Source organism: Bradyrhizobium sp. UFLA05-125 (genome assembly GCF_059803515.1).
In genome coordinates this window covers 18738-34163 of the sequence record NZ_JBANBJ010000027.1, presented here as the reverse complement: position 1 = coordinate 34163, position 15426 = coordinate 18738, and the positions used below count along the sequence as shown (strand labels likewise).

Genomic DNA, 15426 nt, shown 5'->3' with positions numbered 1-15426 from the left:
GGTGTTCGTCACCACCCCCCAGGTACCTTGCCCCCTTGTTGTCGGGTTTGTCGCTTCCAAGACACAGTGATGCTCGGCCGACGTGCCGTGCCCCGCTCGCAACTAAGCCATTGAATAGGATACAGAACGAGCTTCTCTGGGGCATTTCGCGCGCTTGGCACGACTCTTGAGTTTCTCTCTTTGACGCGGCGGCAGGAGCGGCCGAGCGGCACTAGTCGTTAGTTGAGGAGTTCATGACCTTCAGGTCATGCACGACGACCGAGGGGTTAAGTCATGGATCGTCTGGAATTTCTTCGGACGAAGATAGAGAAGAAGGAGCTGCCAACATACGTCTATGGCTATCCTTCGAAGCGCGCATATAGGGCTTTCCCTCAACCACTCCGCATAACCGATGTTGCTGAGCAGGTTAGTCGCTCAAAGCAAATCAACATCTATATCCATATTCCCTTCTGTCGCTACCGATGCACCTATTGCACTCTCTTTCTTACAACCCGCAATAGACGCGGGAGTGAGGAGTCTTATGTTGGTCGGTTGGTGGAGCACATTGCTCGATATGGAGAGTACTTCGGAGATCAAGAGGTCGTTAATATCTATTTCGGTGGCGGCACTCCGACGCTGCTAACGGAGCATCAATTCGGCGAGCTATTCGCCGCCCTCGATACTGCATTTCCAAAACGAAGCCGGCGATGCGAGATTACCGTCGAGGGTTCACCGGATTCTTTCGACAATAATCTTATGGATTGCTTGCAGGCACTTGGCGTTAACCGAATGAGCATGGGCATCCAAAGCATGGAACCCGGCGAGCTTGCGCACTCTGGTCGGCCATATTCGATTGAGATTGCAAGAGCGGCAATCGAGGCGCTCATCAAGCGCTTTTCCCACGTCAATCTTGATTTGATCTACGGCCTGCGTGGTCAAACCCGTGACTCTTGGCTCTTTTCGCTTGGTCGCGCGCTCGACTATGAGCCGCAGACGGTTTCTCTCTATCCCGTTGTTGTTCGTCCGATGACGAACGTCATTACCTCGAAAATGCGTAATCCTGAATTATTCTTCTCTGAAGCGGAAAAGTATGAAGTCTACGATCAGAACGTTGCTTGGATGGCGTCCAAAGGCTACCGGCAAGAATCCTTCACACGTTTCACAAGGATGACTGGCGACCATGCCTACCGGCAGGAAGTGTCGGATTTCGAGGGAACGCCCCTGCTCGGATTGGGAGCTGGTGCCAGAAGCTACTTCGGCCAATATCACTACGGCACGGATTATGCCGTAGACGGGGGCGCGGCTTCGCGCATCATCGACGCATTCTCGGATCGTCCGTTCGATCCTGAGGCGATAGCATCCCACGGAATCAAGTTGACGTCGGAAGATGTTGCGCGTCGTTACACTCTGCTCGGCCTCACATTGTCGGCTTTAAGCAGAAAGAATTACGCCGCGATATTCCGACGGGCACTAGCAGACGATTTCGGCGAAGAACTCAAGGCGCTCGAGTCTCTGCAACTCATCGATTTGACCGATGACGATGTTTGTCAGCTTACTCAAAAGGGGTTCAAATATTCGAGCATTATAGCTCGGATGTTTTACTCCGACGCGATGGTTAGACTTGAGGAACAATATCAGGCGGCGTGAGGTGAAGTATGGAAGAGGTGGCGAATTCACCTTGTTGGTGGGATTCGGGCTACGCCGACCCCAACGTTTCGTCTATGGGTGGTCCTAGCCCTGAAATCTTCGAGATCGCGCCAGCTCTCCGCGCGAAGAGCGTGGTTGTCGAGTTGGGTTGCGGCGAGGGGCGCAATGCTCTCTATTTGGCCCATTTTGATCATCAGGTGATCGCCAGTGACATCTCTGAAGCCGCGATCTACAAGCTGAATAGGCTCGCAGGCGAGCTTGGCGTAAAAATTACGAGCGGTGTGGTTTGCGTTGAAGAGTTCCAGCCGCCTGCTTACCTCGACGTCTTTATAGCGCATTCCGTACTGCATTTCACGGAACGGAGCGTCTGGAAGCCGCTCGTCATGGCCTTAATCGATCGGACACGGCCTGGAGGATTTCATTGCTTCACGAATACTCTCGATCAACCAGATCATCCGATATCGAAGGAGAGTTTGGCGTCCGGTCACAAGAAGTCCTTCTCGCGTGGAGAGCTTCAAGCCATCTATGCGGAAGCAGGCTGGGAGATTCTGCGGTCTGACCATTACATTAAATGGGACTCGCATCCTGGCATTCCGATTCATTCGCACTGCATCGAGAAAGTTGTGGCGCGTAAGCAAATTGGATCTGAAGATCTCGCGCCAGTGAGAGCTGAGCCCATCGAAGCGGCCGGAATGATTCCTTCCGAACAATTCGATAACTTGAAACTCGGCACATCACACGATGCCATAGTTGAGATGCTCGGCTCGCCACCAGCCAGCCATGGGGTGGCGACGACCCGGAAGACGGTCGGCGGCAACAATCAAGAGGCCATAGCCGACAGCTATGTGCGCGAGGATATGATCTATGGCGATCACGGCCTCCAGTTTGTTAACGGAATGCTGACTGGCAAATATCGATATTTCACGCCCCCGAAGCGCTTGAGCATTCGGTAAGCTTAAACTCGGACGAAAGTTCTGATTAGGTGGCCTGCTCGCCGAAGCACGTCTTTGGTCTGCCCACTTCCAACGTGCCATCATGGCGCCCGCCGCCCATGCACAGGACTATCCAGGCCGCCGTGGCTGAAAACGCTCCATGTCCTCTGTGGTGAGGGGCTAGACAGGCAAAAGCTTGCAGGAATGCGCGCAGTAGCTCCAGCCCAGCTTAGGCACGCTGCTTGCTTCGTCCGAGGGAGCATTGCCGAAACTCCCCCCGGTGATGCAGGGGCGACCTGGCGCATCTCATCGAGGCGTCGGGGCGTCGGGCCGCCCCGCTGCCTCGCTCTACTTCTGACACACGTCAGTAGTAAGGTATATGAAGGTGCACGCGCGGGGAGCCGCGGCTGCGTCGGCTTACACGCTGGGCCGCGCACTTCGATCACGACACGTCATCCAAGTTCTCTGTGAAAGTGACAGGCGGTGAAGGCCGCGTCTACGACTGCAATGCACATACAGCGCCTGGCCACGCATCGTCCCGGGCAAGCGCTCGCTCTTGCTCGGTCCCCGATCGCGGTGCCGTTCCGGCGATTTGACAGAAACCGAACCCGCGATTGTCGTATCCGCGACAATCTCGAAGGACATGTTGGAACGCGCGGCTTCGCCGTAGTTAGCAGAACGAACCCATTTTGTTTGAATATATGAACCCGAATTCCCGATTGGCGCGTAGTTTGCTACGGACCCCCGGTAACGGGCCCCGCCCATGAAAGTCGCTGCTAAGATCCAGGATCAACCCGCGCCGAGGCTCTTCGCATTGGTACTCGGCACGAACGAAATCGCTTCTGCTATCGCCACGAAGCTCACCGAAGCGACGTTTGCTGTCGTAATGAGACACGATGCCTTTCCACCGGTGATCCGCCGCCGCATGGCATTTCACGACTCGCTGTTCGGCGAGCCGAGTGAAGTTGAGGGCGTCGTGGGCAAACGGGCCGATACGCTAGCGGAAATCGCAGAGATTCACACCGAACCGAGCAGCGTGGCAGTGACCGAAATGCACTTCTCCGACATCATCGCCTTGCGCTCACTATCCGTGATCGTGGATGCACGCATGCAGAAGCACCGAAGACCTCCCGACCTGCGCGGCTTCGCGCGGCTGACAGCCGGAATCGGGCCCGGCTTCGAGGTGGGCGTCAACTGCGACACCGCGATCGAGACCCATCCGATTGAGACTGGTGCAATAATCTCGCGAGGTGTCACCAAGCTGGCCGACGGCCGAGCCGGCGAGCTCGGCGGCGCTGGACGCGAGCGCTTCGTGTACTCGCCCCGCGATGGCATCTGGCGGACAGGCCTCGATATCGGCACGCTGGTGTCCAAGGGATTGCTGTTGGGTTGTCTCGGCGGCAAACCGGTCCAGGCTCCCATCGGAGGAGTGCTACGCGGTGTTGTACGGGACGGCGCGCGCGTGCGGGAGGGCGTAAAATTGCTCGAGGTTGATCCGCGCGGACGCCAATCTTGCTGGACTGGCATGGATGAACGAGGGCGAGCCATCGGATGCAGCGCCGTCGCGGCAATCGAGAAACTTATTTCGCCCCGACCGAACGATCGTCGATAATTTCGCCGATAGTTAGAGAGAGAGGTTACTTTCGGCGCGCTCTTTGGCGTGAACTGGCGGTGTAGGCACCGGACAGTTCCGTGCAGCAGGTAGCTTAGCACATCAATATTTTCCGCATCCGAAGGCATCGGGAATACGGATGCTTACCCCCTGCCGCTGCGCAGAACACTGAAGTGCAAATCGCAATGCTCACAATCTTCTTCGCTATCATTTCCCTCCTTTACGCGACGGTTGGGCAGGCGGGTGGTACCGCGTTTCTTGCCCTTATGGCCTTTGCATCGTTTCCATCAACTCAGATGCGACCGACAGCATTGTTACTTAACATCGTTGCTGCCACGTATTCGACATGGCTCTTCAATCGCGGTGGTTTTATTGATTGGAAGAGGTTGAGACCTTTTCTAACCGCCTCGGTGCCAACTGCTTTGATTGGAGGATTCACAATCCTACCCCCGCATCTCTATGATGCTATCACCGGCGTTATCCTCCTTTTTGCTGCTGCCATCTTGTTGATCGGGCGAGCCAAGAAAGCTATCCCTGACGGTGGCACGCCGTCATGGGGCGCAATTACAACAGGAGCCGGCATCGGCCTGGTCTCGGGGCTTACTGGCGTTGGTGGGGGCGTTTTCCTCGCGCCTATTCTTATTGCGATGCGGTGGGCTTCGCCCAAAGAGACAGCAGCTTTGTCCGCCCCCTTCATATGGGTGAACTCCGCAGTTGGATTGGTCGGCGCGATTTACGCCGGACAGTTGCCTTCACCTCAGACATGGCTATACGCCCTGGGGGCTGTCGCAGGGGCGATGGTAGGGACCACGATTGGTCTTCGTTGGCTGTCGGAGACCACAACGCGCTATGTACTTGCTGCCGTACTTGGCGCCGCAGGGATGCAGCTTATGATCTTTGCAACGAGATAACACGATCAGATCGGTTCTTGGATCCTTCCGGGACGTCGACTGCCCACGAGGATGTCTCTTCGTGGTCGAGTTTTGACGAGACGCATCCAGTTTACTGAACGCGCGCACCGCGCACGAAGCTCTCGGTTCGCGTGATTGGCGCAAGCGAGCACCCAAAGTACTTTTGTGCCTTCCTTCGTTGCGCTCCGTACCGCACGATCGAACCTCTAGGTTACCGTCAATTCAGCGAGGTCCACGCACCATGCTAGCGCCAATCCACAAATGGTCGGTGGCGGTGATCATCCCGAACATCATGCTTGGGCGATGTCTAAGCGGAACGGCCGCTATAAGCTCGTCGTGCAATTGGATGTGACGGCGAAGAAAAAGGAAGGAGCCTGGAACGGTATCGCCAGCCGAAGTGCTCGCGGTTAGAAAGCGGTACGTCCAGCTGGCGCCCCGCAGAGCCTGGGGTGAAACTCCGGGACGTCACCAGCGGTTCTCTGACCAGCTAATGGTTTCGTGGTTAGTTTAGCCTGAATGAAAACTGTCGGCTTTTGATTTTCGCATCTACTGACCAGCCGTATCAAAATCCTCTCACCTCGTGGAGTGAATTCAATCCAATCGAGAATAGTGATGCGCGCATCATCTTTTGGTTGCATCGACTCAAGTTTAGTGAGACCTTCGCGTCTCGAACCTAATCAACCTTTGCCTCCTGAGCTTAATGAGCGGGTAAGCGCGAGCAGCCAAGCAGATACTCGGGCATTCCAGCGCCTAGCATTGTGTTCATCAAGTACGAGGACGGCGTATTTCGCTCGTAAGGGCGTACAGTTGGAAAACAATTAATTTTCGGGAAGCCTTTCGCTGACACCCGTGGGGAGCCATGTCGACAGTTGCCGGTGCAGTTTACCGCCTTTGGTGGAGACGCTTTCTTATTCTTCTAGCCATCACCGCAGTCGTTGTTGTGATCGCTGTCCTGACTAGTCCGCAGGTTGGCGCGATAATCGAAGCTCTGGAGCCGCCAGGACTCCCTGAACCGGTTTCCGTGAGCGAGCAGGTTTCGCTTGATCAGGGCTGGGCCCCCAAAGACTCCGACCGATTCCATCACGAATCCCAGGGCACGCACACCTTGCCGATTCCGCTGCCATGGTTTCTCGCGCTGGAAGCGCCGCTGGACTCGACCTTCGCCGTTCCCTTTTTCAAACGCGAACGGTTTGCGGATAACCGCTATTTGCTCCGGTTCGGATTCATCAGCTCAGCCAAAAGCAAGAACAATGAATACGGTTTGCCCATCGGCTTTGCATATTCGCCATTTCAGTCGATCAAGGGACTTTCCCGCAAGGAGACTGCCGTCGGATTGACCTGTGCCGCGTGCCATACCGGCCAACTGGTCTTCAAAGAGAAGCGCTATGTCATCGAAGGCGGGCCCGCGGTGACCGATCTCGGTCAACTGACCTATGCACTCCGCGCCGCGCTCGGACAGACCGCTTTATCGGCAAAGCTGCCCTTCTTCGACGGTCGCTTCAGGCGGTTTGCGAGGGCCGTCCTAGGAACCGAGTACAACGATTTGACGCGCGTCCAGTTGTCGAAGGAACTCGATGGAATACTTGGTGCGCTGGTCGATCAGCCTGCCGGGATCGACGTCACGGAAGGATTTTCTCGCCTCGATGCGCTTAATCGGATCGGCAACCAGGTGTTCGCGCTCGACCCCGAACGCTACGGCAATTATGTCAACATCAACGCTCCTGTCACCTACCCGCACATCTGGACTTCGTCATGGTTCGATTGGGTGCAGTACGACGGCTCGATCATGCAGCCGCTGGTGCGCAACGCCGGCGAGGCGATGGGGGTTTCGGCGGAGCTCAACTTAACCGCCTCGCCGAAGGAGGGGCGCTTTGCGAGCTCCATACCCTTCGATAATCTGAACTGGATCGAACAACAGCTCGCCGGGAAGGATCAGCCGCTGGTGGCGAAGGCCTTCACTGGCCTGAACGCGCCGACCTGGCCCGAAAGCTTTCCTGCGATTGACAAAGCCAAGGCCGCGGTGGGAGCCCAGCTCTACGAGAAGCACTGCAGCAGCGGCTGCCATCTTCCGGCGCTGACGCCGGACATCGTACACGGCAAAGCGCCGGACGCGGAGTTCTGGAAGCACTTTGGCCCTATCCGCTGGCGCGGCCGGGATGGGCAGGAGAGGCAGACGACGGAATCAGTACTCAACGTCAATATCATCGAGCAGAGCCATATCGGCACCGATCCGACCCAGGGCAACGTGCTGCACAATCGCACCGTGGACACCGCCGGCCGCGAACTGGCCCGCGCCGGTCAGACCAGCCCCGGACTCGGGCTCGACATCGATGTCTGTCAACGGAAGGCTGATAACACGCTGGATACGATCCACGTTTCGGACCACGCGATGCAACTCTACGCGCTTGCGCTCGGCGCCGTGGTTCAACTGGACATCGACGAATGGCTTCGCTCGACCGGGACGGACCACGCGAAAATCGAAGGCGATCGGCCGAACTGTCTCGCGGCAGGTTTCGGCTACAAGGCGCGTCCGCTGAACGGCGTATGGGCGACCGCGCCGTTCCTGCACAACGGCTCGGTGCCGACGATCTACGATCTGCTCAGCCCGGTTGCGGAGCGCCCTAAAGCCTTCCTGCTCGGCGATCCCAGCTTCGATCCGGTGCGCGTCGGTATCGTGACGCGGACCGTCGATCCCAAAGGCAGGACCTACGACAGCCAGGGCTACTTCATCCTCGATACGTCCAGGCCCGCAAATCATAACACCGGTCACGAGTTCTCCAACGACAAGCATGAGGGCGTTATCGGCCCTGCGCTGTCTCCTGAGGAGCGCAACGCAATCATCGAGTTCCTCAAGTCGATCTGAAATCAATAGGATCAGCTTCAAGTGGAATAGTATCGAAGACAGCCTCCTGCAGGACAGGGCTGGACGGAGTGCTCGGACCGATTGATCCAGGCGAAACTTTTCTCGAGCAAGGGGTCCGGCAATGGCGGAGCAAAAGCAGGGTCTGGTGGCGAAATTCCTGAAATGGATGATCGCTAAACATCCGGATACATTGTTCGCGATAATCCGGCATGTCAGGCCCAACTTGGCGTTGGGCTCCGAAGGGCCGGTGTTCATCACCCGGTTCCCGGACGTGCAGGAAGCGCTCCGCCGGCCTGACATCTTCAACGTCACCTATGCGCCGATGATGGACCCCTCGGTAGGCCCCTACATGCTCGGCCGCGACTGCACGGAGATAAACCAGCGCGACAAGGGCATCATGCGTGCCTTCATGCGCATGGAGGATCTGCCGGCCATTCGCCAGAGAGTGCGCGGTCTCGCCAATGCGTCCGTCGAAAAACAACTCTACACCCAGAACCAGATCGAGGTGGTCAGCACGCTGTCGCGCCTAGTGCCGGTACAGTTGACCGGAGAATATTTCGGCTTTCCCGGGCCCGACCTGGCGTCGATGTTCCGCTGGTCGCGCGCCACGCAATACGACATGTTCCACAACCTGGACAATGATCCGAAGGTGCACCAGGATAACATCGACGCCGGGCGGGAGATGCGCGCCTACCTGACACAACTGCTTCCGCAACGGCGAGAGCAGTTGAAGAATGGCCTCCCACTCGACGACGTGCTCAGCCGCCTGCTGAAAAGCCATTTTGACGATTCGATCGGCTTCGGCGACGAGCGCATCATTACCAACATGATGGGTACGCTGGTCGGCGGTATCAAGACCACTTCGGCGGCCATCGTGCAGCTGCTCGACCAGCTGTTCAAGCGTCCGAAGATTTTGAAGGAGGCGATCGACGTTGCCAGCCGCAACGATGATCATCTGATGTATCGCTATTGCTGGGAAGCGCTGCGCTTCAATCCGATCAATCCGTTCGTGGTGCGCCACTGCCGGTCCGATTACCGGATCGCCAAGGGCTCACTGCGCGCGGCGACGATCAAGGCCGGCAGCACCGTGCTGATCTCGACCCGGTCGGCGATGCGCGACGGTTTGCAACTGCCGGCGCCCTCCAGTTTCGCCATCGACCGGCCGGAGTCGATCTACATGCATCTGGGCTACGGGATGCACACTTGCCTCGGCGACCAGATCAGCCGCATCCAGGTTCCGGAAATCGTTCGCCGCATCCTGCAAATTCCGGGCGTGCGTCCGGCCGCGGACATTGACTACGCCGGAGGGCCATTTCCAGAGCGTTATCTCATCACCTTTGATAGGCCGGCCTGAAGGACGGACTTCCCAATCGCTTCAGCGTCTCATCGGTCATCGCCGCGCCAGAGTCTGTCGTCCTTGGCACAATCCGGAATCTGATCCTCAACTGCTCAATTGACCTGTTGCCTCAGGCGACTTTCAGCGTCTCGCCGCCGATTTCGCGATTGCAGGGGCAGAGCTCATAGGTCTGCAGCGCGTCCAGGACCCTTAGCGTGTCCCTCGGGCTTCGGCCGACATTCAGGTTGGTCGCATAGACATGCTGGATCGTATTCTCCGGATCGACGATGAACGTGTAGCGATGAGCGACGCCCTCAGGCGAGCGCACGCCAAGGCCATCGACAAGGTTGCCTTTGGAGTCAGCAAACTGCCAGATGGGAAGGTGATGCAGATCCTTGCGCTCGCGGCGCCAAGCGAGCTTGCAGAATTCGTTGTCGGTTGAGCCGCCGAGCACGATTGCATCGCGATCGGCGAAGTCCTTGGATAGCCGGGCAAACTCGGTGATTTCGGTCGGGCAGACGAAGGTGAAATCCTTGGGGTAGAAGAAGATAATTTTCCATTTTTCGGGAAAGCTCTCTTGAGTCAACGTCTCGAACGCGCTCTGCCCCTTCTCTTCCTGCAGGTGAAATCCTGGCTTCACGCCCGTGACTTCGAACGACGGCAACTTACTTCCAATTCCAAGCATGTGTGTCCTCTCAGGGTTGCTTCGCGTGGAAGCGGTGCTCCGGCTTCATCGAAGCAATCGGCATGCCACTCGATCTTGCGGTTTAGACTGGCGGAAATGCAACACAGGTTCTGATTTGTTTGAGAGTTCCGGAGAATCGATCGGGGAGGGACCAGCATTTCGATGCTGTGGGGCGAGCCGCGTTGGCCGCCTGACGAAAACCTGCACATTCGAACGTCAACATCATCTGGTGAATGGAAGGCAGAGGCCACCGCGAAGCGCCGTTGCATTCCCATTCGGACGCTTGATGGGTAAGGATTTGGAGGCCATGGCCTGCGGCATGTGCTGTCTCCTCATCCTCTTTCGCTCTGGCAAAACCGCTTGCTGCGATCTCGATGTGCTTGGACTTAGTCGAAACGACTTGCTCGGGGCCGCCTAGCGATCCGCGAGAAAGAAACGCTCCGCGAGGCTGTCCTCGGCGTCGGTGATCAAATCGTCGCAGATCGGTGAAGCTCGCGAGCGGACTTCAAGCGCGGCTGCAGGAGTGTGGCACAGAGTTGTACCCCACCAAAACAAGGAGGCGACAACATGCTGCTTTGTGTAGCAAGATGTTTTTCGAGCGCTCGGAACGAACTCGGCTCGGAGCGAACTCGAAACGAAAGAGTGTCCCACACCGCTCGTGATTCCGAGCAGTTGGATGATCACGCCGGTTCGACGGAACTGGAGTCCCAAGGTATTGTTCAAATGCTTTGACGCCGGCGATGTTTGCCGCCGAACCGTCTGTTGTGCGCGCGTTGGGACAAGTTGTAGCCGGATTTGTATACGGAATATGACGCGAGGCATTTGAAAGAAGAACTGTCCATTCGTAGCTTGATCGTTACCGACGAAGCTGAGGCATTCTTTGACGCCTGGGCTCTTTGCGCGCACACTGCCGACGGCAACGTGCGCGTGCCGCTCGCTCGACTGCGTTAACTGGTTAACACCACGTCTCGTCCGCCGGCTATATCCTTAGGGCGCGCAAGGAGCGAGCGCTGAAACCCAATCAGGGAGGATAACGCGTGAACGGCAAGCGCATTCTAATGATCGTCGGGGATTTTGGTGAGGACTACGAAACAATGGTCCCGTTCCAGGCCCTGCTCGCCGTCGGCCACACGGTTCATGCCGTCTGTCCCGGCAAGGCCGCAGGCGACACAATCGCAACGTCGATCCATGATTTCGAGGGCCAGCAGACCTACAGCGAAAAGCGCGGCCACAATTTCACGATCAATACCACGTTCACCGAAATCGATTGCTCAACTTACGACGCGCTCGTGATCCCGGGGGGCCGAGCTCCCGAATACCTTCGCACCGATGAACGGGTGATCGAGCTGGTCAGATACTTTTTCGATGCCGAGAAGCCCGTCGCCGCAATCTGTCATGCGGCGCAACTCCTTGCGGGCGCCGGCGTGCTGAAGGGGCGCACCTGTTCGGCCTATCCGGCCTGCCGCGTCGAGGTCGAACTTGCCGGCGGCGTCTATGCCGATATCCCAATTGATGGCGCTGTGACAGATCGCAATCTGGTCAGCGCGCCGGCTTGGCCGGCTCACCCGTCGTGGCTGTCGCAATTTCTTGCCGTTCTGGGGACGACGATCAGCCATTCCGGCCTGCGCCGCGCCGCATGATCGTCCGGCCGGACGACGCCTGCCGGTGGGAATGAGCGTAGGTACAGGCGCAGGGCAGGGTGATAGGCTGTGACCCGGCTGGTTCTGTTGCCCGAGGAGGTCGCCCATGTGCAGGCTCTTTGTCAATGCGGATGCGGAGCTTTGGCAGGCCCGGCTGAAGTCCGTGCGAATGCGCGGTTTCTCCACCAGCATCCGCTTGGAGAACCTTTACTGGCGAATTCTCGAGGAGATCGCGCAGCGCGACGGCATGACACTCTCGCAGCTCCTGGACCGGCTGCATGAAGAATTGCTGGAGGACCGGGCGAACGTGGAGAATTTTTCCTCGTTCCTCCGCGTCTGCTGCGGCCGGTATCTGATGCTGCAGCTCTCTGGCGACATCCCGCGCGATTTCGCCACGCCGATCAGATCGCTAGACGCCAACCGCATCCTCGAGCGCGAGGCACGACGCTTTGCTGCGGACACCGGGAGCACGAATAACAAATCGAGGGTTTCAGTCGCTGGTTAGGCGGAATGGCGTCAGTCGATGGCTGTTGCCGTAACTCGTCTGGCACAACAAGCTACTTTCAAATGGCGCTCCTGACACGATTTGAACGTGTAACCTTCGGAACGCTATCCAGCCGGGCGATGGGCGCATGCTTACACGCGCTTCTTGCAAGTTGTTACGCATCACACATCGGCATCGAAGATAAGCTGACGCGGGCCCAGTCCGCACGGCCAAGAGACTGATGCAACCGTAAGTTCGCATCGCGAACGTCTTGAAGCCGCATCTGCAAAGCACCGTATTTACGTTCTTGAGCGTCAGACGAGCCAACGAGAGATCCAGCGGCTGACGGAGACCGACCGCAAGACGATCCGGCGCTACCAGGCGATTTTTCGTATACCAGCGAGCGCGGAGGCAAATATCCCCGGGGTGACCGCCGGCTCTGAGGCTACCGAAGGCCAAACTCCCCCATCTCCGCGAGCCCCGGCTATCGGAATGACGGTGGCCGTCAAGACGTTTGATTTCGCCTGCTCAGCCTGTGAACCGCAACGAGAATGGATCGAGCTGCAGGCCCGCCTGAGGCGCAACGCGCAGGCGATCTATCAGGATCTGGTTGATTAGTTTCACTGCCAGCTACGAGAGCGTCAAGCGCTTCGTGCGTGCCTTGCGCCACATCGATCCCGAACAGTTTGACCGTATCGAGTTTGCCCCCGGCGAGGAAGCCCAGGATTATGGCGAGGGCGCTCTGACCGATGACCCGAAGAGCGGTCATCACCGCCGGCCGGGCCTGTTCGCCCCGGTTTGCTTTCATGATATCATGAGATATGAGCATCAACTCGTGATATCACGAAATCAGCAAAGAAGTCCGAAGCCGGCGAGGCGGTGCTGGTGTGGCTTCAGCCAGAACTGGCAAAGCCGCTGGATGATTGGCGCCGAGCTCAGGACGACCTTGCCGGACGGCCAGAGGCGATCCGGCGGCTCGTCGATATCGGACTGAAGGCGAAATAAGCTTTGGGGAGGACCATGAAGCCGCTGATCGGACTTGTCGCGCTACTGCTTACGACCAGCGCGCTCGCTCAAACCGCTCCGCCGAGAGCCGCTAAAAGGCCGCCAGTTCAGGCAAAGCAGCAAGCCCCGATGGGTTGCAAGTTGGTTGGCACGGTCAGGGGCACTAAACTATGGGCGGGCGCCTGTACTGCTGCGCCGGAAGCTCCGCTGCCCGCATCGCCGGCTGAACCGCCCAGCGACGCCCCCGCAGAGAAGCAATGATCGGCATCGTGCTCGCTGGTGCAACCCATTGTGGTGGGGATACCCATAGATGGTTTCTCGGTTGCCATTTTTTCCCGATATGGTTTGCGCTCAGATAGGCGCTCTAAGAGCGGGCGGCTCCAGCGTCGCCAGCACCGCCGTCTGCTTTGCACGCGCTGTTAACGTGGCTGGCGGCGAGGACCGTCAATGGATTTGCCAGAACGCCTCTTGATTGGTCTGGCTACTGTAGCCGGATTGTTTCTATGCGCAGTCGTTTCCGCGCTTTGGATGGTTGGCTTGGAGGTAACGCGCCGATGTCCGATCGAGAAATCGACCATGAAACCGCCCTGAAGCAACTGCTAAGGAAGGCAGCCAGGCGAAGGCGTCCAAGTCAGCTCTACTCCATCGTCCCGCACGGCCAAGAGACTGATGCAAACCGTGAGTTCGCATCGCATCGCGATCCGAACGCCCTCGTATGGTTTTTCTTATTCTTGCCAGCGTTTGTGATTGCCTACGCAATTTGCGTGAAGATGGGCGCGATTTAGAATGACCATCCCGCTCGAGCGAAATTCATTATTCGGACCACAGCCGTCGTGTTCGAGGACTGCAAAGCAGGTCCATCCTCAATTGCGCCTTGTCGGCGCTCATCCCGGGTTACGGGTTCGTTTATTTCGTCGTGGGGAAGGCAAGACCTCCGCGGATTAACGAAACGGCATAAGCCGGCCCTAGGCGTAACTTCCGCGCAATTGATGGCAGCCTGCGGCGATCAAGGCGGGCCGCGGGGGGTGGGGAATGACAGAGTTGGAAGTGTGGCACTGAACCTGCGTGTCAACGTTGCACGGGCGGCCTCCGTTAGGGCATGTGGCGCTTTCACCTGAAGCGCTTACGGTTTTGATGCTGAATATCCAGAAGCGCCACGTCATCGGACATAATCTTGGCGTTGCGGATGCAGCTTCCGGCGGAACGAATGCGCTGGCGCAAGAGCTTGCTTTTGCGGCTGCCGGGATTGACCAACAGCCACGGTCGGTACCACGGCATCTACCACCGCCGGTACAAACGGCGGATCGTCGGCCATCGGCGTCGGCAATTGACGTGCTTTCCGGCGCCAGGTGACCGTGTCGCCGGGTCTATCTCGAAAGCGACCGCGCCTGGTAACAGCGTCTCTTCGACGCTCCGGCCTTGTTGTCCTTCGAGAACGTCTCCGTGATCGCTTCCAGCGCCGTCACGTCCGCTTAAGAGTATGGTCAAGCATAGGCACAAGCCGATCCCTTCAAAGAGACTTTCAGCTTGGTGTCGGGCCCGGTGCACCAGCGTACCCGATCCGTCTAACGAATAGCGCTCGCGCCCGGCTTGCCGTTCTGGTAGCGCCGCGCGATCTACGCCAGCAACTCCCGCTGACGCGCGTCTCGCTGCGCTTTGAAGGCAGCGATGAAGACCTCAAGGCCGGAGGAGGTTAAACCGTTCTCGGCGACGAGACCCATCCGCATGAGGTTGACCGTCTCGATCAGGCTGTCGCCATGCGTGGAGCCTCCGCCGAACAGCTTAATAATTCTCTGCTCCCTGCGAGTTAGCTTGTTCCAGATCGTCAAGTTGGGCATCCCAATGCCTCACGCGAATCGCTGCATGACAATGATGAATTAGCGGATCGCCCAGGCGAAATCATGGCGCCGGCCTCAATGCTGCGAGTAGAGGCAGATGGTTTCGGTATCGTGCGGCGGAACGCAAGTGATTTTCACCTCCAGCGCGCAATAGGTCTCGTATAGCCCTCAAGAATGGTCATGGCGTCTCCGGATCAGACAGATGCAAGTGGCCGCCCCGTCAGCTTCTCGTCAGGTGGATGCGGCATACCCGACAAGCTGATGCTCGTTGAAGAGGCGGCCCGTTTCGGCAAGCGGGTTGCCCGCGCACTGGTACGAGCTTCGGCGGCACGCGGTGCGTGTTCCAAGATGCACCGCGTGCCGATTTTTCCACCATTGTGGCGGCACGACCTCTCGAATTGCAGGGTAGCTTGAGAATATTCCGGCTTGTGAGATCTATGTCCGTCGCCGGCGGAATTTGGCAAACGGTACCGAACACGTCTTTTTCCAATCCG

At 58.0% G+C, this 15426-nt stretch carries 12 protein-coding genes and 1 pseudogene; 10 read left to right on the top strand and 3 right to left on the bottom strand.

The features are described from left to right. Positions 1-273 precede the first annotated feature (273 nt). The 6 genes from SO156_RS23130 to SO156_RS23105 all read left to right on the top strand — a co-directional run bounded on the left by SO156_RS23130 (position 274) and on the right by SO156_RS23105 (position 9298). On the top strand, positions 274-1626 hold the full coding sequence (locus SO156_RS23130) for a coproporphyrinogen-III oxidase family protein (protein ID WP_498536349.1): 1353 nt from the start codon (positions 274-276) through the stop codon (positions 1624-1626). 8 nt (positions 1627-1634) lie between these two features. Then, positions 1635-2579, top strand: coding sequence for a class I SAM-dependent methyltransferase (locus SO156_RS23125; protein ID WP_498536348.1), 945 nt, complete (start codon positions 1635-1637; stop codon positions 2577-2579). Between the two features lie 742 nt (positions 2580-3321). Beyond that, entirely contained in the window at positions 3322-4170 is an 849-nt protein-coding gene (locus SO156_RS23120; RefSeq protein WP_498536347.1) for a xanthine dehydrogenase, read from the top strand. A gap of 185 nt (positions 4171-4355) precedes the next feature. Next, positions 4356-5081 (top strand): sulfite exporter TauE/SafE family protein, encoded by a 726-nt coding sequence (locus SO156_RS23115; RefSeq protein WP_498536346.1) that lies wholly within the window; start codon positions 4356-4358, stop codon positions 5079-5081. Positions 5082-6102: 1021 nt separating this feature from the next. Next, complete coding sequence (locus tag SO156_RS23110) at positions 6103-7944, top strand: di-heme-cytochrome C peroxidase (RefSeq protein WP_498536345.1); 1842 nt, start codon at positions 6103-6105, stop codon at positions 7942-7944. Between the two features lie 121 nt (positions 7945-8065). Beyond that, positions 8066-9298 carry a cytochrome P450 gene (locus SO156_RS23105; protein WP_498536344.1) on the top strand — a complete coding sequence of 411 codons (1233 nt, stop codon included), beginning with the start codon at positions 8066-8068 and terminating at the stop codon, positions 9296-9298. Between the two features lie 112 nt (positions 9299-9410). On the opposite strand, the gene SO156_RS23100 is transcribed toward SO156_RS23105, so the two are convergent. Continuing rightward, on the bottom strand, positions 9411-9965 hold the full coding sequence (locus SO156_RS23100) for a peroxiredoxin (RefSeq protein WP_498536343.1): 555 nt from the start codon (positions 9963-9965) through the stop codon (positions 9411-9413). Between the two features lie 1037 nt (positions 9966-11002). Here SO156_RS23100 and SO156_RS23095 point away from each other — a divergent pair. The 4 genes and pseudogenes from SO156_RS23095 (at position 11003) to SO156_RS23080 (ending at position 13879) form a co-directional block, all read left to right on the top strand. After that, positions 11003-11605 carry a DJ-1/PfpI family protein gene (locus SO156_RS23095; protein ID WP_498536342.1) on the top strand — a complete coding sequence of 201 codons (603 nt, stop codon included), beginning with the start codon at positions 11003-11005 and terminating at the stop codon, positions 11603-11605. 106 nt (positions 11606-11711) lie between these two features. After that, positions 11712-12110, top strand: coding sequence for a ribbon-helix-helix domain-containing protein (locus SO156_RS23090; protein ID WP_498536341.1), 399 nt, complete (start codon positions 11712-11714; stop codon positions 12108-12110). A 238-nt stretch (positions 12111-12348) separates the two neighbouring features. Then, positions 12349-12879, top strand: a pseudogene (locus SO156_RS23085) (IS21 family transposase); the annotation flags it as partial. 718 nt (positions 12880-13597) lie between these two features. Then, positions 13598-13879 carry a hypothetical protein gene (locus SO156_RS23080; protein ID WP_498536340.1) on the top strand — a complete coding sequence of 94 codons (282 nt, stop codon included), beginning with the start codon at positions 13598-13600 and terminating at the stop codon, positions 13877-13879. A gap of 325 nt (positions 13880-14204) precedes the next feature. Here the strand turns inward: SO156_RS23080 and SO156_RS23075 are convergent, their stop codons facing one another. Both SO156_RS23075 and SO156_RS23070 read right to left on the bottom strand, forming a co-directional pair. Further along, a complete protein-coding gene (locus tag SO156_RS23075) occupies positions 14205-14372 on the bottom strand; it encodes a hypothetical protein (RefSeq protein ID WP_498536339.1) in 168 nt (55 codons plus the stop codon). Between the two features lie 338 nt (positions 14373-14710). After that, positions 14711-14923, bottom strand: a complete 213-nt coding sequence (locus SO156_RS23070; RefSeq protein WP_498536338.1) for a hypothetical protein — start codon at positions 14921-14923, stop codon at positions 14711-14713. Positions 14924-15426: the final 503 nt, after the last annotated feature.

Coding starts and splice junctions, on each gene's coding strand:
- SO156_RS23075 (WP_498536339.1), bottom strand. CDS start 14,372: ATGCCGTGGTACCGACCGTGGCTGTTGGTCAATCCCGGCAGCCGCAAA.
- SO156_RS23090 (WP_498536341.1), top strand. CDS start 11,712: ATGTGCAGGCTCTTTGTCAATGCGGATGCGGAGCTTTGGCAGGCCCGG.
- SO156_RS23130 (WP_498536349.1), top strand. CDS start 274: ATGGATCGTCTGGAATTTCTTCGGACGAAGATAGAGAAGAAGGAGCTG.
- SO156_RS23115 (WP_498536346.1), top strand. CDS start 4,356: ATGCTCACAATCTTCTTCGCTATCATTTCCCTCCTTTACGCGACGGTT.
- SO156_RS23105 (WP_498536344.1), top strand. CDS start 8,066: ATGGCGGAGCAAAAGCAGGGTCTGGTGGCGAAATTCCTGAAATGGATG.
- SO156_RS23100 (WP_498536343.1), bottom strand. CDS start 9,965: ATGCTTGGAATTGGAAGTAAGTTGCCGTCGTTCGAAGTCACGGGCGTG.
- SO156_RS23125 (WP_498536348.1), top strand. CDS start 1,635: ATGGAAGAGGTGGCGAATTCACCTTGTTGGTGGGATTCGGGCTACGCC.
- SO156_RS23080 (WP_498536340.1), top strand. CDS start 13,598: ATGCGCAGTCGTTTCCGCGCTTTGGATGGTTGGCTTGGAGGTAACGCG.
- SO156_RS23120 (WP_498536347.1), top strand. CDS start 3,322: ATGAAAGTCGCTGCTAAGATCCAGGATCAACCCGCGCCGAGGCTCTTC.